We start from the raw sequence: 15118 nt of genomic DNA on the forward strand, positions 1-15118 counted from the left end.
GGGCGGCTAGGGGGCGACCAAGCTCGGCTATCATCTCGGGTTGCCAACGTTTTAGTTTTCCCGGGACCGACCAGCCATGACATTCGAAGCCAACCCCACTGTCGAAATCAAGGTGCTTGACGCACGCCTGCATGAATGGGGCCTGCCGGCTTACCAGAGCGATATGGCGGCGGCGATCGACCTGCACGCTTGCCTGGACGCCGCGCTCACCATCGAGCCGGGCACGCCGGCGCAACTGGTGCCTGCCGGCATCTCCGTGCATATGGGCAACCCCTACATGGCGGCCACCATCGCGCCGCGCTCGGGCCTGGGCCACAAGAAAGGCCTGGTGCTGGGCAACTCGATCGGCGTGATCGACGCCGACTACCAGGGCCCGATCATGGTGAGCGTGTGGAACCGCAATGCGCCCGGCACCGAGCCGATCGTGATCCAGCCGGGCGAGCGCATCGCGCAGATGATGTTCGTGCCGGTGCTGCGGCCCGTGTTCAAGACCGTGGAAGTGTTCTCCGAAGACACGGTACGGGGCGCGGGCGGCTTCGGCTCAACCGGCGTGAATCACGCCAAGAGCGGCAGCTAAGCGGGAAAGACGGCGCGCTCGACGCTACTACGTTAGCGCGCCTGCTCGAACAGCAGCGCCACGCCGCCGGCCAGAGAAGCAGGAATCAGGCTCTCATCGGGCCCCAGGTCGAGCGCCCCGACGCGCGCCTCGCGCCAGCCGCGGCGGGCCGCGACCAGGTCGCTGGTACGCAGGCGGATGGCGGCGTACCCCGGCACGGCGCGGCGCACATGCTCGGTGCCGGTCGCGGCGGCAAGCGCCTGCGGCGTGGTCACCACCAGCGTGGCGCCATCCAGCGCCAGGCTGCAGATGTGATCGCTCAGTTGCGTCATCTCGCCGCCGGTCAGTTCGGCGTAGGCACGCCCGGCAGCCTCCACCAGTGACGGCGCCACCACCAGGAACATCGTAGCGATGCCCACGGCACCGTTGGCATGCGTGGTCCATTCCGGACGCCACAGCAGCTGCGGCGTCCGGTGTTCGCAGATGAAAAAGCGCGCGCCCGGCGCATCATCGATTGCGGCAACGCGGAAGGTCGCGGGATGCTCCGTGCCATCGTCCAGCCGCACCGGCCGCGAGAACTCGATCGGGTCCGAAGTGTGCCAGCCGCCACCGCGCAACTGTGCCGCGGCGGTGAAGGTATCGCTGCTCTTGCAGGACAGCCCGGCGCAGCCGCCCCCGGCCTCCTGCGCATCCCAGTAATACTGCCGCGTCGGGCTTGGCGCGGTGACATGCAGCAGCTCAAGATAGTCGCGCGTCAGCATGACGCAATGGTTCTGCGAGCCGAGCGTGTGGTAACCGCGCGGCGTCAGCGTGAAGCCAAACCCGCGCCAGGCTTGCGCCGCAGCGTCAAGGTCGGGACACACCATCACGGCGTGGTCTAGCGGTTCCATCGTCATCGCACCCTCTCGCTTCAATTCTCGCTTCAATCGAACTGGATATTGGCCTTGCGCGCCACCGCCTGCCATTTGTCGTGCTCGTGGCGCACCAGGCTGGCCAGCTCGGTGGGGCTGCCGCCCACGATCTCGAAGCCCTGCATGGCCAGCGCATCCACCACGCGTTGCTGCCGCAACGACTGAACCAGGGCATCGTGCAGGCGCGCCACGGTCGGCTCCGGCAACCCGGCCGGGCCAAACACGCCGATCCATGAATAGGCCTCGAAACCGCGATAGCCTTGCTCGGCCACGGTTGGCAACTGCGGGAACTGGCGCAGGCGGGTGGTACCGGTCACGCCAAGCAGCTTGATCGTCTTGGCAGCCACATGCGCCTGCACCGCCGCATAACTGGAAAAAAATACATCGACTTCATTGGACAGAACAGCCTGCACCGCCGGGCCGCCACCTTTGTACGGCACGTGGAGAAAGCGCACGCCGGCCTCGGTCGCCAGCGCCTCGGCGGCGAGCTGGTTAAGGCTGCCGATGCCGGAAGACGCGTAGTGGATGCTCTCCGGCTTCTGCCGCGCCATGGCGACCAACTCCTTCACGTTGGACGCGGGCAACGACGGGTTGGCCGCGATCACCAGCGGAAAACGCACCAGTTGCGAGATCGGCGTGAAGTCGCGGAAGGTATCGTAGGGCAGGTTCTTGTACGCAAACGGGTTGATGGCATGGGTGTCGAACGCCATCAACAGCGTGCTGCCGTCAGGCTTGGCCCGGGCCACGGTACTCGAAGCAATCAGGCCACCGGCGCCGGGCTTGTTGTCGATCACCACCGTCTGGCCGAGCCCGCTCTTCAGGCCGGGCTGCAGCTGGCGTGCGACGATATCGACGCTGCCTCCCGGAGGAAACGGCAACACCATGGCGATCGGACGACCGGACGCGCCTGTCGTGGCCTCGCCACCCAAGGCAGCCAGGCCAGGCACGGGAATCAGGGGCATCGCGCCAAATGGCAACGATTTGAGCAGCAGGCGGCGCAGCCGCGAGCGTTGGGATTGGGACATCGGGTACTCAGACGGATGGCGGGCACACAGCTGCGGTGCGCAGCCGCACCCGGCCAAAACAAAAAGGGCGGCATCGCTGCCGCCCTGTATTTTGCCCGAGGATAGCACGAATTGCAGGCAAGGTCCGCTCTGCCTGCCCTTCGCGCTTTGTCCTAGACTTCCGCTTTCTCGTTTTCCGGCGCTTCCGGCGGTTCTGCGGCAGCCTCGGCAAAGTCCAGCTTGATCTGGTCCTGCTCGTCGAGATCCACCACCACCCGGCCACCGGACACCAGCTTGCCGAACAGGAGTTCGTCAGCCAGCGCCTTGCGGATCAGGTCCTGGATCAGGCGCTGCATCGGCCGCGCGCCCATTAGCGGGTCGAAACCCTTCTTGGCGAGGAACTTGCGCAGGTGGTCGCTGAAGCTGGCTTCCACCTTCTTCTCGTGAAGCTGCTCCTCAAGCTGCATCAGGAACTTGTCGACCACGCGGAGGATGATTTCCTCGTCAAGCGAACGGAAGCTGATGATGGCATCCAGCCGGTTGCGGAACTCCGGCGTGAACATGCGCTTGATGTCGACCATCTCGTCGCCCTGCTCGCGCGAGGACGTGAAGCCGATGGTGGCGCGGTTCATGGTTTCCGCTCCCGCGTTGGTGGTCATGATGATGATCACGTTGCGGAAGTCGGCGCGGCGGCCATTGTTATCGGTCAGCGCGCCATGATCCATCACCTGCAGCAGGATATTGAAGATATCCGGATGCGCCTTCTCGATTTCGTCCAGCAGCAGCACGCAGTGCGGCTTCTTGGTGACGGCCTCGGTCAGCAGGCCGCCCTGGTCAAAGCCCACATATCCCGGCGGCGCGCCAATCAGCCGGCTCACCGCGTGGCGTTCCATGTATTCGGACATGTCGAAGCGCAGCAGCTCGATGCCCATGATGAAGGCAAGCTGCTTGGCCACTTCGGTCTTGCCCACCCCGGTCGGGCCGGAGAACAGGAAGGAGCCGATCGGCTTGTCCGTCTTGCCAAGGCCCGCGCGCGACATCTTGATGGCCGAAGCCAGCGCCTCGATGGCCGGTTCCTGGCCGAACACCACCGATTTCAGGTCGCGATCCAGGGTCTGCAGCTTGCTGCGGTCATCCTGGTTGACGCTCTGCGGCGGGATGCGCGCGATGCGCGAAACGATGTCTTCGATCTCGCCCTTGCCGATGGTCTTTTTCTGCTTGGACTTGGGCAGGATGCGCTGGGCTGCACCGGCCTCATCGATCACATCGATGGCCTTGTCCGGCAGGTGGCGGTCGGTGATGAAGCGCGCCGACAACTCGGCCGCCGCAGTCAGCGCCGCTGCCGCGTACTTGACGCCATGGTGCTCTTCGAAGCGCGACTTCAGGCCGCGCAGGATCTGCACGGTCTGGTCGACCGACGGCTCCACCACGTCGATCTTCTGGAAACGGCGCGACAGGGCCGCGTCCTTCTCGAAGATGCCTCGGTACTCGGTGAAGGTGGTCGCGCCGATGCACTTGAGCTGGCCTGACGACAGTGCCGGCTTGAGCAGGTTGCTGGCGTCCAGCGTCCCGCCCGAAGCGGCGCCCGCGCCGATCAGCGTGTGGATCTCGTCGATGAACAGGATCGCGTTCGGATTGTCCTTGAGCGACTTGAGCACGCCCTTGAGGCGCTGCTCGAAGTCCCCGCGGTACTTGGTGCCGGCCAGCAGGGCGCCCATGTCGAGCGAGTACACGACTGCCTTTTCAAGGATGTCGGGCACTTCGTTCTTGGTGATGCGCCAAGCCAGGCCTTCGGCGATCGCGGTCTTGCCGACACCCGCCTCGCCCACTAGCAGCGGGTTGTTCTTGCGCCGGCGGCACAGCACCTGGACCACCCGCTCGACTTCGCTCTCGCGGCCGATCAGCGGATCGATCTTGCCGGCCTTGGCCAGCGTGTTCAGGTTCTGGGTGAACTGCTCGAGCGGGCTCTCCTTGCCATCACCGCCTTCGCCCTCGGCCGTGCCGTCGCCATGCTTGGCGGGCTCGGCCTGGTCCTTGCGGATGCCATGGCTGATGAAATTGACCACATCCAGCCGGGTCACGCCCTGCTGCTGGAGGTAGTACACCGCGTGCGAGTCCTTCTCGCCAAAGATCGCCACCAGGACATTGGCCCCGGTCACTTCCTTCTTGCCGTTGGAAGTGGACTGGACATGCATGATGGCGCGCTGGATGACGCGCTGGAAGCCCAGCGTAGGCTGGGTATCCACCTCGTCGGTACCAGGCACCACGGGCGTGTTGTCCGCGATGAAGTTCTTCAGACTGGTGCGCAAATCCTCAATATTGGCTGCGCAGGCGCGCAAGACTTCCGCTGCCGTGGGGTTGTCAAGCAACGCCAGTAGCAGGTGCTCCACGGTTATAAACTCGTGGCGTGCCTGCCGGGCTTCAACAAACGCCATGTGCAGGCTGACTTCCAATTCTTGCGCAATCATGCTTCCTCCATCACGCACTGCAACGGATGACCCGCCTGCCGTGCGTGGGTTGACACCAGCTCGACCTTCGTTGCCGCGATATCCCTGGTATAGATGCCGCAGACCCCCTTACCCTCCCGGTGGACGGTCAACATGATCTGCGTTGCCGTCTCCCGGTCCCTGCTGAAATACTGCTGCAGGATCATCACGACGAACTCCATCGGGGTGAAGTCGTCATTCAGCAGCAACACCTTGTACATGGCGGGTGGTTTGAGCGCCTGCTCTTTCCGCTCCAGTACGGTGCCTGCTTCGCGTTGTGGGACATTTGCCAGCCGTGTAGCCATGGCTTTATTCTAACCCTTACGCACAACTCTGCAATTTGGGGAAAAGACACCGGATTCAAGAGGCCGATGCAGCGGCCATCCAGATTCCGTGGACGCCGAAGGCATCCGGGTTCACTCGTGGGTCACTTGGACGGGAGGGCGCACGCCTTCGCGGTGCGCCCTTTCCCTCCAAAATACCATCTACAGCCGTTCCTTTCCCGCCACACCCTACCGGGAGTGGGGAATCTGCCAACTTGACAGTGCGCAGGTTTGACAGAAGAATCGTTCGCACATTCACGTCTGGTTACGCGAGCCAAGCAATCATCCGGACTGAGTGATCCGTGAGCAGGGAGGCCCACGAATCCAGCGGCGGCGAGTCAGCACATCAAACTGGCCGCCACGCGGTGCCCGCACAGTCGTGCCTTTGCGCCCGACCCGGTTCCATCCGGGCAGCGCGCAAGAACACTAGCCGGGCGCCCACTGGCCGCGGCGCTTTCCCCCGCTCGTATCCTGCTTTTTTTGTTGGGGGAGTTTATGGCAAGCGGTATCGTCAAATGGTTCAATGACGCCAAGGGCTTTGGGTTCATCAAGCCGGACGACGGCGAAGAAGAACTGTTTGCGCACTTTTCGGCCATCCAGATGAATGGCTTCAAGACCCTGAAAGAGGGTCAGCGCGTATCCTTCGAAATCATCCAGGGCCCCAAGGGCAAACAAGCCACCAATATCCAGGATAACGCCTGAAGATTCGGTGCGCGGCCGCACCAGCCGGTAGAGCTTGAGGCGGCCACGACAGGATGCGGGGGATCACCCCCGGAACGGGATCGGCCTGCCCCGCCCCAAAGCACGCAGGCTGGACAGCAGCACGTAACGCATCCGACAAAAAGCCCGGCCAGGTCAATGCCGGGCTTTTTGTTTGGCTCGCTGGTCGCGCCTTTTAGCCTGCCACTTCGATTCCTCATTGATTTCCGGTCGTTTTTGCAGCGCTTTGGTGGCTTTTTGCACAATTTTGGCTGTTTCCGCACATTCAAACACCCCGAAATGCACGTCATTAGGCGCAAAATATCTTGCCCTCCAGTGCCGGCACTATCCAGCCAGTAGATCAACAGGAAGTCGCCGCCAACGTGGCATTCGCGATGGTCGGCCCAGCCGCCCATGAGCGCATGGTCCGGCCACTCAGGCCCGAACGGCGCGCCGTCGGCCTGTGGAAAGATGGCTAAGCACTTACATCGAGATTGCTGATTATGGCGGCAGCGCTCGTCTGCCGTGGGGGTAGGTGATGCCCAACCCAGGAACCAGCTAGCACAAATGCCCCCACGAACAGCGCAAGCCCGATGCAATAGGCCGCAAGGCTTCGCCAACGGTCAGGAGACCGCCGCATGAGCGCTAGCAGTACCAGAATCAAGCCAATCAGCGTCAGCAGACACGCAGTTGCAAGCACAACAGCTGTAACAACAACCAATGAGCCGGTAGTGACCTGCGCGCGAGTGATAGGAGTGAGAAAGGTAAAGACTGCAAAGGCCAAACCCAAGAGCGCAAGGCCAATGGCGACGCGATCCACCGCACTCCCAACCCTGCTCCTAGTTCGTATCATCTGAGCCCCTCGGCGGCCACTCGCTGCGCCAAGGCGGCCCAACGGCGCAAACTGTCTGGCACCACATGCGCATAGTAAAAATGCCCTTCCCCTTTGTCTGCAATCATTTGCTTGCCGAGCAGCGGTGCCGCCAAGGCAAGCTCGGCCCATGGCATCCCGGCGTAGATCGGATCTCCATGTTCGGTCAGATTGATCACGGTGGTCTTGCGAACACCCTTGTGGCCACGCAGATCGGCGAGGAATCCTGCCTCAATAGGTGACCCCACCAATACGAGATGATCAATCACGTGCCCGGCACGAGCATATGACCATGCCGTCTGAGCCGCTAGCAGTGACCCATAGCTGTAACCTATCAGATTGAATTGGGGAGCCTCTGCCGCCATGCCGCTTGTGATTGTCCATTCCCCGTCATCGCGCGAGCGGATGGTCAGGCCGGATCGGATGGCATCGATCAGCGTGCCTACGAACTCATAGTCCTTGGGAAGATCGATAGTCGCTGAGTTTGTGATGCCTGCAAAGCAGTGGGCAATCCCTGCCCTCCGGAACGCCTCGATCTGCGGCCGCACGTAGTCGCCATCCAGTCCGGCCCCACCCCAATACAGAGTCCCGCGAGGCCGCAGCAGATAGACCTTCACGGGCGCGCGCTTCTCAATCGGCGTCAATGGAATTTGTATCGTCTTGATTGGTTGCATCAGGCATCCTCCCCAAAAATCTCCAGCGTCATGGTCGCTGCGGTATCGCTCGAAATACGCTCGGTCATACCGCTGTCGTCCGTTCGCGCCTCAATCGATCCGCCATCGCCTGTAAGGCGGTAGCGCCGGCGTGCCAGGGGTTGGCCGGATTTTTCGTCCAGGAGTTGCACCTGTTGGTCGTAACGGGGATTAGAGGCCAGGAAGGGTGCCGCTATGAAATCCGATGTGCCTGCGATCGCTTCCTGCACGCTCGCCATTCCAGCACTCTCGGCTTCGTCGTCGCACCAAGTCTCGCCGGCGAGAGTGGCGATAATGCTCGGATGTGTCGGGCACTTGCAGAGCACGATATCGCCATCAGCCGCCGTCTCGCCCATGAAGCTAATACGGCTCGGTCCGCCAGCCTTTGCAATGATGCCGGTGCTCTTGCAGGCTTCGCAGTAGGCTTGCCCACCGATAAGCGCTACCTGGTGGCCGGCACCGTCACCGATAGTGAAAACTGGACCGTCATACGGGAGAATGACGCCATCTGGTGAAAGCCTGTCGCCCACACACGCAACTCTGCGCATCATGGTTTGGCCTCCCAAGTTGCGGTCAACTGCCTCACGTTGTGCATGCGTTCTCCCATGGATTGATTGATAGGCGTTTCGCGCCCCTATTTATGCGCGATACAGCACTAAAATCAATCAGACATTTCTGCAAGTGCGGAGAGCATTTTCCTTATGTGTCCTATTCGGTCTTTATTATGTCGACCTGGCTGCACACTTGCCGGGTAGTACCTCTTGATACGACGGGATGAAAAAACCCCGGCGACCGTTGAGTCGCCGGGGTTTCGGTTCAGGCTGAGATGGCCCGAACTAGGATTACATATTGTCGATCATCACCTGCCCAAAGCCCGAGCACGACACTTGCGTCGCGCCTTCGAGCAAGCGGGCGAAGTCATAGGTGACCTTCTTCGACAGGATGGACTTCTCCATCGAGGAGATGATCAGGTCGGCGGCTTCGGTCCAGCCCATGTGGCGCAGCATCATTTCCGCGGAGAGGATTTCGGAACCCGGGTTCACATAGTCCTTGCCGGCGTACTTTGGTGCGGTGCCGTGGGTGGCTTCGAACATGGCCACGGAATCCGACAGGTTGGCGCCCGGGGCAATGCCAATGCCGCCAACCTGGGCCGCCAGCGCGTCGGAGATGTAGTCGCCGTTCAGGTTCAGCGTGGCGATCACCGAATATTCGGCCGGGCGCAGCAGGATCTGCTGCAGGAAGGCGTCGGCGATGGCGTCCTTGATGACGATTTCGCGGCCGGTCTTTGGGTTCTTGAACTTGCACCACGGGCCGCCGTCGATCAGCTCGGCGCCGAATTCCTGCTGTGCCAGCTCGTAGGCCCAGTCACGGAAGCCACCTTCGGTGAACTTCATGATGTTGCCCTTGTGCACGATGGTCACCGACGGCTTGTCGTTGTCGATCGCGTACTGGATGGCCTTGCGCACCAGGCGCTTGGTGCCTTGCTTGGAGACCGGCTTGACGCCAATGCCCGAGGTATCCGGGAAACGGATCTTCTTCACGCCCATTTCGTTCTGCAGGAAGGCGATCAGTTTCTTGGCCTGGTCGCTTTCCGCTTCCCATTCGATCCCGGCGTAGATGTCTTCCGAGTTCTCGCGGAAGATCACCATGTCGATCTTTTGCGGCTCGCGCACCGGCGAGGGCACGCCCTTGAAGTACGCCACCGGGCGCAGGCAGACGTACAGGTCCAGTTGCTGGCGCAGCGCCACGTTGAGCGAGCGGATGCCGCCGCCAACCGGCGTGGTCAGCGGGCCCTTGATGGACACCACGTAGTCCTTGAGGACTTCCAGGGTTTCTTCAGGCAGCCACACGTCAGGGCCATACACCTTGGTCGACTTCTCGCCGGCGTAGATCTCCATCCAGGAGATCTTGCGCTTGCCACCGTAGGCCTTGGCCACGGCTGCATCGACCACCTTGATCATCACCGGGGTGATATCCAGGCCCGTACCGTCGCCTTCGATGAACGGAATGATCGGATTGTCCGGAACATTCAGCGAAAAATCCTGGTTGACCGTGATCTTTTCGCCGGCCGGAACCTTGATGTGTTGATACATGACGTCTCCAGTACGGAACGGGGGGTTGCAACGAGCCGCCGGATTCGTGACCAGACGGCGAGATTTGGGTGGCGCGCGGGCATTTTAACGGCGATTGGCGCGCAGGCGATGCCGTTGCGCACCACACGCGGACTGCCCGGCTATGCGTCACACGCATACAAGTCTTATATAAGACATAAGACCGTTTCGTATTATGCAGCAAAATTTCATGATCCGCCATCCTGGCCGGCCCCGCGCCGCCCGGCGTGGGCTACGGCATACTGACGCCCCATACTGACGCCATTCATGCGCCTATCCGCGCGCCAGGCCCCAATACTCTCGATGACGCTGATCGCACTGAACAAACCCTTCGGCACCATGAGCCAGTTCTCCGCGCACCCGTCGCGCCCGACTCTCGGCGACTGCGTGCAGCGGCCCGGCGTGTATCCGGCGGGAAGGCTCGATGCCGACAGCGAAGGCTTGCTGCTGCTGACCGATGACGGCATCTTGCAGGCGCGCATTGCCGATCCGCATCACAAACTGCCCAAGACATATCTGGCCCAGGTCGAAAACGTGCCCGGCGAAGCCGCCCTGGCGCACCTGCGCAATGGCGTCGACCTCGGAGACTTCCGCACGCTGCCGGCGCGAGCGCGCTGCATCGACGAGCCAGGCTTTCTGTGGCCACGCAATCCGCCGGTGCGATTTCGCGCCGCCATCCCGACCCAATGGCTCGAACTCGAGATCCGCGAGGGCAAGAACCGCCAGGTGCGCCGAATGACCGCGGCGGTGGGATTTCCGACCTTGCGCCTGGTGCGCGTGCAAATTGGCAGGCTCGACCTGCGTACGCTCGGACTCGCGCCAGGGCAATGGTGCGAGATCGACCCGAGCGCGCTCGGCCTGGAAGCCGTAGCCGCGCCACGTCCCCGCGAGATCGTGCGCGGGCGTGGATCGGGGGCGGCGACCAGCCCGGCGGAGCGGCGCCACGCACGCCCTCGCGCAAAAAGTTACAAATATTAACAAGTCGCGAGTCAACGGCTCACCGCCTCGTTTCGTTTTTGACACTGACGCGTCGCATACGAGTCAACTCTTCCGAATCGATTTACCTTCGAGGTTGTTAAGCATGAACAAACTGATCGCTGCTCTGGTTGCCGGCCTGTTCGCCACCGGCGTTTTCGCCCAAGCCGCCGCACCCGCACCGGCAGCCCCGGCTGCTGCAGCGCCTGCCGCCGAAGCACCGGCTGCAAAGCCCGCGACGAAGAGCACCAAGAAGTCCAAGAAGCACGCTCACAGCAAGACCAAGGCTGCTCCGGTTGCCAAGGCTGACGCTGCTGCAACGAAGTAAGAGTTTGCAGGCAGGCCGGGCTTAGCGCCCGGCAAGCAAGGCAGGTTGCCCGCAAGGCGCCTGCCTTTTTTCTTGCCCGCGACAATCAGGCCTGCCGCAACGAAGTGGAATATTTGTCCGTGCCGCTCGCGCGGTAGCTGCGCTATGCTGGCGGCTGTCCCGAACCCGTCATTTGCCGCTCCAACTCATGCGCCCTTTGCTCAAGAACCTGCTCGTCAGCGGCTGCGCCCTCGCCGCCATGGCCGCCGCCTGTGCCCAGTCCCCGGCCAGCTTGCCGGTCAGGCAACTCACCGCTGGCATGTACGCGATCAAGGCGGAAATCGCCGCCACGCCGGAAGCCCGCGAGCTCGGCCTGATGTACCGCAAGACCATGCCCGCCAACGAGGGCATGCTGTTTGTGTTCGAAGAGAAAGCCGGACACTGCTTCTGGATGAAGAATACCGACCTGCCCCTGTCGATCGCCTTCCTGGCCGATGACGGGTCCATCGTCAATATCGAAGACATGGCGCCCCAGACCGAGGACAACCACTGCCCGCGCGCGGCCGTGCGCTACGCGCTGGAGATGAACAAGGGCTGGTTTGCGCAGAAGGGCCTGAAGGCCGGCGCGAAGATCGGCGGCCTGCCGCAGGCGCGCTAAAGAAAAAGGAAAAAGCGGGCGCGCGGCAGCATGGCTGCCACGCCTGCCGGCGACAGGATCAGTCGCGGAAGTTGTTGAAGTCCAGCGGCGCTTCGGGGACATCCTTGCGCAGCAGCGCGATCACGCTCTGCAGATCGTCGCGCTTGGTGCCCGTGACGCGCACCGCGTCACCCTGGATGCTGGCCTGCACCTTGATCTTGCTGTCCTTGATCATCTTGACGATCTTCTTCGACAGGTCGCCGGTGACGCCCTTCTTGATGGTGATGACCTGCTTGACCTTGTCGCCGCCGATGCGCTCGGTCTTGCCGTAGTCGAGGAAGCGCACGTCGACATTGCGCTTGGCCATCTTGCTGATCAGCACGTCCTTGACTTGGCCGAGCTTGAAATCGTCATCGGCGAACGCGGTGAGCTCGTTCTCCTTGTGCTCGACCCGCGAATCCGAACCCTTGAAGTCGAAGCGGTTCGTGATTTCCTTGTTGGCCTGCTCGACCGAGTTCTTCACCTCGATCATGTTCGCTTCGCACACTACGTCAAACGACGGCATTGCATTCTCCTTGTCTTGCTGCGTGTTGCTTATTGCTTGTACCGGGCGCGCGCCGGCTGGCGGCGGCGCTTACGTATAATCCAGCCTACCCTGCAGTCCGGTGCCGTCGACCCCGGCGGGCCGCTTCACCTTTCCCTTGCATGGCAGATTTCCTCGAATTTTATCCCCTGCGCCGCCACAATACATTCGGATTCGACGTGCGCGCGCGCTTTGCGGTGCACGTGCGCAGCGAAGCCGACCTGCTGGCCGCCCTGGCCGATCCCCGCGCGCAAGACCTGCCGCTGGTGGTGCTCGGCGGCGGCAGCAATGTGGTCCTTACGCAGGACCTTGACGCGCTCGTGCTGCTGATGGAGATTCCCGGCTACGCGGTGGCCTCGGCGGATGCCGCCCAGCTTGTGACGGCAGGTGCCGGCGAGAACTGGCATGCGCTGGTCTGCCGCACGATCGCCGACGGCCTTCCGGGCCTGGAAAACCTGGCCCTGATCCCCGGCACCGCGGGCGCGGCGCCGATCCAGAACATCGGCGCCTACGGCGTGGAGCTGCGCGAGCGCTTCGACAGCCTGCGCGCGCTCGACCGCCATAGCGGCGAATTCGTCCATCTGACGCTGGAGCAGTGCCAGTTCGCCTACCGGGACAGCCTGTTCAAGCGTGAGGGTCGGGACCGCTACATCATCACCGCCGTCACCCTGCGCCTGCCGCTGCCGTGGCAGCCAGTGCTGGGCTATGCGGAACTGGCGCGCGAGCTGGCGCAAGATCCTGCGGCGCATCCCACGGCAGACCGCATCCGCGACGCGGTGATCGCGATCCGCGCGCGCAAGCTACCCGATCCGGCCCAGGTCGGCAATGCCGGCAGCTTCTTCAAGAACCCGGTGGTGGGCGCCGAGCAGCGCGACGCGCTGCTGGTGCGGTATCCCAACCTGGTCAGCCACGCCCAGCCAGACGGCAGCTACAAGCTGGCAGCCGGCTGGCTGATCGACCAGTGTGGATTCAAGGGGGTCAGCGACGGCCCGGTGGGCGTCTATGGCAAGCAGGCGCTGGTGCTGGTGCACCACGGCGGCGGCACCGGGCAGGCGCTGCTGGCGCTGGCGCACCGCATCGCCGATGCGGTACAAGCCCGCTTCGGCGTGCGAATCGAACCCGAGCCGGTGGTGCTTTAACCCGTCCGGGCTGCCGTGCTCAACCGAAGTGGCAGACGTAGTCCAGCGTTTCGGTCACTTCGATATCGAAGCTGCTGTCGCCGGGCACATTGAACTGCTGGCCAGCGCCATAGGTTTGCCACTGGTCTTCGCCAGCCAGCTTGACGCGGCACACGCCACCATTGATTTCCATGATCTCCGGGGCGCCGGTGTTGAAGGTCAGCGCGGCGGGGAAGATCACGCCCAGCGTCTTGCGGGTGCCGTCCGGGAACAGCACGGTGTGGCTCACGCACTTGCCGTCGAAGTACAGGTTGGCTTTCTTGACGACGGATACGTTGTCGAACTGGCTCACGCTATTTCTCCTTGATGCTCTTGGTTCTGGATGACTGAATCGGGAATACCGGAGGGCAAGGCGGCGCAAAAAAGGGGCCATGACGGCCCCTCTTCTGTTGCATGCCTGCGGTCTGGCTTACTCGCCGCGCTGGCGGCGAGCGTTTTCGGCGATGCGCATGCGCAGCGCGTTCAGCTTGATGAAGCCGCCGGCGTCGGCCTGGTTGTAGGCGCCGCCGTCATCGTCGAAGGTCGCGATGGTCTTGTCGAACAGCGTGTCCTTGGAGTCGCGGGCGACCACGATCACATTGCCCTTGTACAGCTTGACGCGGACCCAGCCATTGACCTTGGCCTGGGTGTGGTCGATCAGCACTTGCAGCGCGCGGCGCTCCGGGCTCCACCAGTAGCCGTTGTAGATCAGGCTGGCGTAGCGCGGCATCAGGTCGTCCTTCAGGTGAGCCACTTCGCGGTCGAGCGTGATCGACTCGATAGCGCGGTGGGCCTTCAGGATGATGGTGCCGCCAGGGGTTTCGTAGCAGCCACGGCTCTTCATGCCGACGTAGCGGTTTTCCACCAGGTCAAGGCGGCCGATGCCGTGCTTGCCGCCCAGGCGGTTCAGCTCGGTCAGCACTTCAGCCGGGGTCATGCGCTTGCCGTTCAGGCCAACGATGTCGCCGCCCTCGAACTCGACGTCCAGGTACTCGGCCGCGTCCGGTGCGTTCTCCGGCGACACGGTCCAGCGCCACATGTCTTCCTCGGCCTCGGCCTTGGGGTCTTCCAGGTGGCGGCCTTCGAAGGAGATGTGCAGCAGGTTGGCGTCCATCGAGTACGGGGCGCCGCCCTTCTTGTGCTTCATGTCGATTTCGATGCCGGCCTTTTCAGCGTAGGCCAGCAGCTTCTCGCGCGACAACAGGTCCCATTCGCGCCATGGGGCGATGACCTTCACGCCCGGCTCGAGGCCGTAGTAGCCCAGCTCGAAGCGAACCTGGTCGTTGCCCTTGCCGGTAGCGCCGTGCGACACGGCGTCGGCGCCAGTGCTGCGCAGGATCTCGATCTGGCGCTTGGCGATCAGCGGACGCGCGATCGAGGTGCCGAGCAGGTACTCGCCTTCATAGACGGCGTTGGCGCGGAACATCGGGAAGACGAAATCGCGCACGAACTCTTCACGCAGGTCGTCGATGAAGATGTTTTCCGGCTTGATGCCGAACTTGAGCGCCTTCTGGCGTGCAGGTTCGAGTTCCTCACCCTGGCCGATGTCGGCGGTAAAGGTGACCACCTCGCACTGATAGGTGTCTTGCAGCCACTTCAGGATCACCGAAGTGTCCAGCCCGCCGGAGTAGGCGAGCACGACTTTCTTGATATCGCTCATGTTCGACTCGATGCGAAAAGTAAGCGCGGCCGGCCACAAAGCCAGTCACGCGAGAAAAAGGGATGCGGAAAAACCGCTATTTTGACACGTCCGCCCCGGCTTGGGCGGCACTTGGCGAGCCGGGCGAGCATGCGGGCACCGGATTG

17 protein-coding genes are annotated in these 15118 nt (G+C 62.8%); 6 read left to right on the forward strand and 11 right to left on the reverse strand.

Annotated features, from left to right (window positions below; genetic code table 11):
- The first annotated feature begins 76 nt into the window (after nt 1–76).
- Nucleotides 77–577 (forward strand): dUTP diphosphatase, encoded by a 501-nt coding sequence (gene dut, locus AC1RQK_RS05240; protein ID WP_492807941.1) that lies wholly within the window; start codon nt 77–79, stop codon nt 575–577.
- Nucleotides 578–609: 32 nt separating this feature from the next.
- Here dut and AC1RQK_RS05245 read toward each other — a convergent pair whose 3' ends face one another.
- From AC1RQK_RS05245 to clpS, 4 genes are all read right to left on the reverse strand, one after another.
- Nucleotides 610–1452: a VOC family protein gene (locus AC1RQK_RS05245; protein WP_492807943.1), complete on the reverse strand. Its 843-nt coding sequence runs from the start codon at nt 1450–1452 to the stop codon at nt 610–612.
- A gap of 26 nt (nt 1453–1478) precedes the next feature.
- Entirely contained in the window at nt 1479–2492 is a 1014-nt protein-coding gene (locus AC1RQK_RS05250; protein ID WP_492373098.1) for a Bug family tripartite tricarboxylate transporter substrate binding protein, read from the reverse strand.
- 152 nt (nt 2493–2644) lie between these two features.
- The gene (gene clpA, locus AC1RQK_RS05255) at nt 2645–4939 is read right to left on the reverse strand and encodes an ATP-dependent Clp protease ATP-binding subunit ClpA (protein ID WP_043349328.1); all 2295 of its coding nucleotides are present in this window, start codon (nt 4937–4939) and stop codon (nt 2645–2647) included.
- Entirely contained in the window at nt 4936–5262 is a 327-nt protein-coding gene (gene clpS, locus AC1RQK_RS05260) for an ATP-dependent Clp protease adapter ClpS (RefSeq protein ID WP_006157525.1), read from the reverse strand. The genes clpA and clpS overlap by 4 nt, the downstream gene beginning before the upstream one ends.
- Nucleotides 5263–5775: 513 nt before the next feature.
- Here clpS and AC1RQK_RS05265 point away from each other — a divergent pair.
- The gene (locus AC1RQK_RS05265; protein WP_150986000.1) at nt 5776–5982 is read left to right on the forward strand and encodes a cold-shock protein; all 207 of its coding nucleotides are present in this window, start codon (nt 5776–5778) and stop codon (nt 5980–5982) included.
- On the opposite strand, the gene AC1RQK_RS05270 is transcribed toward AC1RQK_RS05265, so the two are convergent.
- From AC1RQK_RS05270 to icd, 4 genes are all read right to left on the reverse strand, one after another.
- On the reverse strand, nt 5910–6599 hold the full coding sequence (locus tag AC1RQK_RS05270; protein ID WP_492807946.1) for a type II toxin-antitoxin system mRNA interferase toxin, RelE/StbE family: 690 nt from the start codon (nt 6597–6599) through the stop codon (nt 5910–5912). The genes AC1RQK_RS05265 and AC1RQK_RS05270 overlap by 73 nt on opposite strands.
- 229 nt (nt 6600–6828) lie before the next feature.
- The gene (locus AC1RQK_RS05275; RefSeq protein WP_492373100.1) at nt 6829–7524 is read right to left on the reverse strand and encodes a hypothetical protein; all 696 of its coding nucleotides are present in this window, start codon (nt 7522–7524) and stop codon (nt 6829–6831) included.
- Nucleotides 7524–8093 (reverse strand): PAAR domain-containing protein, encoded by a 570-nt coding sequence (locus AC1RQK_RS05280; RefSeq protein WP_492373101.1) that lies wholly within the window; start codon nt 8091–8093, stop codon nt 7524–7526. Before AC1RQK_RS05280 ends, AC1RQK_RS05275 begins: the two co-directional genes overlap by 1 nt.
- A gap of 291 nt (nt 8094–8384) precedes the next feature.
- Complete coding sequence (gene icd, locus AC1RQK_RS05285) at nt 8385–9635, reverse strand: NADP-dependent isocitrate dehydrogenase (protein WP_043349336.1); 1251 nt, start codon at nt 9633–9635, stop codon at nt 8385–8387.
- 321 nt (nt 9636–9956) lie between these two features.
- Here icd and AC1RQK_RS05290 point away from each other — a divergent pair, with 321 nt between their 5' ends.
- From AC1RQK_RS05290 to AC1RQK_RS05300, 3 genes are all read left to right on the forward strand, one after another.
- Entirely contained in the window at nt 9957–10631 is a 675-nt protein-coding gene (locus AC1RQK_RS05290) for a pseudouridine synthase (RefSeq protein ID WP_492373102.1), read from the forward strand.
- A 103-nt stretch (nt 10632–10734) separates the two neighbouring features.
- The gene (locus AC1RQK_RS05295; RefSeq protein ID WP_416049626.1) at nt 10735–10956 is read left to right on the forward strand and encodes a hypothetical protein; all 222 of its coding nucleotides are present in this window, start codon (nt 10735–10737) and stop codon (nt 10954–10956) included.
- Between the two features lie 187 nt (nt 10957–11143).
- Nucleotides 11144–11593, forward strand: coding sequence for a DUF192 domain-containing protein (locus AC1RQK_RS05300; RefSeq protein ID WP_492373103.1), 450 nt, complete (start codon nt 11144–11146; stop codon nt 11591–11593).
- A gap of 58 nt (nt 11594–11651) precedes the next feature.
- Here the strand turns inward: AC1RQK_RS05300 and AC1RQK_RS05305 are convergent, their stop codons facing one another.
- Nucleotides 11652–12137, reverse strand: coding sequence for a YajQ family cyclic di-GMP-binding protein (locus tag AC1RQK_RS05305; RefSeq protein WP_006157531.1), 486 nt, complete (start codon nt 12135–12137; stop codon nt 11652–11654).
- 140 nt (nt 12138–12277) lie between these two features.
- Between AC1RQK_RS05305 and murB the strand changes: the two genes are divergently transcribed.
- Entirely contained in the window at nt 12278–13294 is a 1017-nt protein-coding gene (gene murB / locus AC1RQK_RS05310) for a UDP-N-acetylmuramate dehydrogenase (RefSeq protein ID WP_492373104.1), read from the forward strand.
- A gap of 19 nt (nt 13295–13313) precedes the next feature.
- On the opposite strand, the gene ppnP is transcribed toward murB, so the two are convergent.
- Both ppnP and AC1RQK_RS05320 read right to left on the reverse strand, forming a co-directional pair.
- Nucleotides 13314–13625 carry a pyrimidine/purine nucleoside phosphorylase gene (ppnP, locus tag AC1RQK_RS05315; protein WP_043349354.1) on the reverse strand — a complete coding sequence of 104 codons (312 nt, stop codon included), beginning with the start codon at nt 13623–13625 and terminating at the stop codon, nt 13314–13316.
- A gap of 117 nt (nt 13626–13742) precedes the next feature.
- The gene (locus tag AC1RQK_RS05320) at nt 13743–14972 is read right to left on the reverse strand and encodes an argininosuccinate synthase (protein ID WP_035867543.1); all 1230 of its coding nucleotides are present in this window, start codon (nt 14970–14972) and stop codon (nt 13743–13745) included.
- Nucleotides 14973–15118 lie beyond the last annotated feature (146 nt).

The organism is Cupriavidus sp. GW822-FHT02D05, assembly GCF_058802485.1.

Excerpts from the sequence above, each read along its gene's own strand:
- icd (WP_043349336.1), bottom strand. The coding sequence starts at position 9,635 with ATGTATCAACACATCAAGGTTCCGGCCGGCGAAAAGATCACGGTCAAC.
- clpA (WP_043349328.1), bottom strand. The coding sequence starts at position 4,939 with ATGATTGCGCAAGAATTGGAAGTCAGCCTGCACATGGCGTTTGTTGAA.
- dut (WP_492807941.1), top strand. The coding sequence starts at position 77 with ATGACATTCGAAGCCAACCCCACTGTCGAAATCAAGGTGCTTGACGCA.
- AC1RQK_RS05300 (WP_492373103.1), top strand. The coding sequence starts at position 11,144 with ATGCGCCCTTTGCTCAAGAACCTGCTCGTCAGCGGCTGCGCCCTCGCC.
- AC1RQK_RS05275 (WP_492373100.1), bottom strand. The coding sequence starts at position 7,524 with ATGCAACCAATCAAGACGATACAAATTCCATTGACGCCGATTGAGAAG.
- AC1RQK_RS05250 (WP_492373098.1), bottom strand. The coding sequence starts at position 2,492 with ATGTCCCAATCCCAACGCTCGCGGCTGCGCCGCCTGCTGCTCAAATCG.
- AC1RQK_RS05320 (WP_035867543.1), bottom strand. The coding sequence starts at position 14,972 with ATGAGCGATATCAAGAAAGTCGTGCTCGCCTACTCCGGCGGGCTGGAC.
- AC1RQK_RS05245 (WP_492807943.1), bottom strand. The coding sequence starts at position 1,452 with ATGACGATGGAACCGCTAGACCACGCCGTGATGGTGTGTCCCGACCTT.
- clpS (WP_006157525.1), bottom strand. The coding sequence starts at position 5,262 with ATGGCTACACGGCTGGCAAATGTCCCACAACGCGAAGCAGGCACCGTA.
- AC1RQK_RS05305 (WP_006157531.1), bottom strand. The coding sequence starts at position 12,137 with ATGCCGTCGTTTGACGTAGTGTGCGAAGCGAACATGATCGAGGTGAAG.
- AC1RQK_RS05290 (WP_492373102.1), top strand. The coding sequence starts at position 9,957 with ATGACGCTGATCGCACTGAACAAACCCTTCGGCACCATGAGCCAGTTC.
- AC1RQK_RS05280 (WP_492373101.1), bottom strand. The coding sequence starts at position 8,093 with ATGATGCGCAGAGTTGCGTGTGTGGGCGACAGGCTTTCACCAGATGGC.
- AC1RQK_RS05295 (WP_416049626.1), top strand. The coding sequence starts at position 10,735 with ATGAACAAACTGATCGCTGCTCTGGTTGCCGGCCTGTTCGCCACCGGC.
- AC1RQK_RS05265 (WP_150986000.1), top strand. The coding sequence starts at position 5,776 with ATGGCAAGCGGTATCGTCAAATGGTTCAATGACGCCAAGGGCTTTGGG.
- murB (WP_492373104.1), top strand. The coding sequence starts at position 12,278 with ATGGCAGATTTCCTCGAATTTTATCCCCTGCGCCGCCACAATACATTC.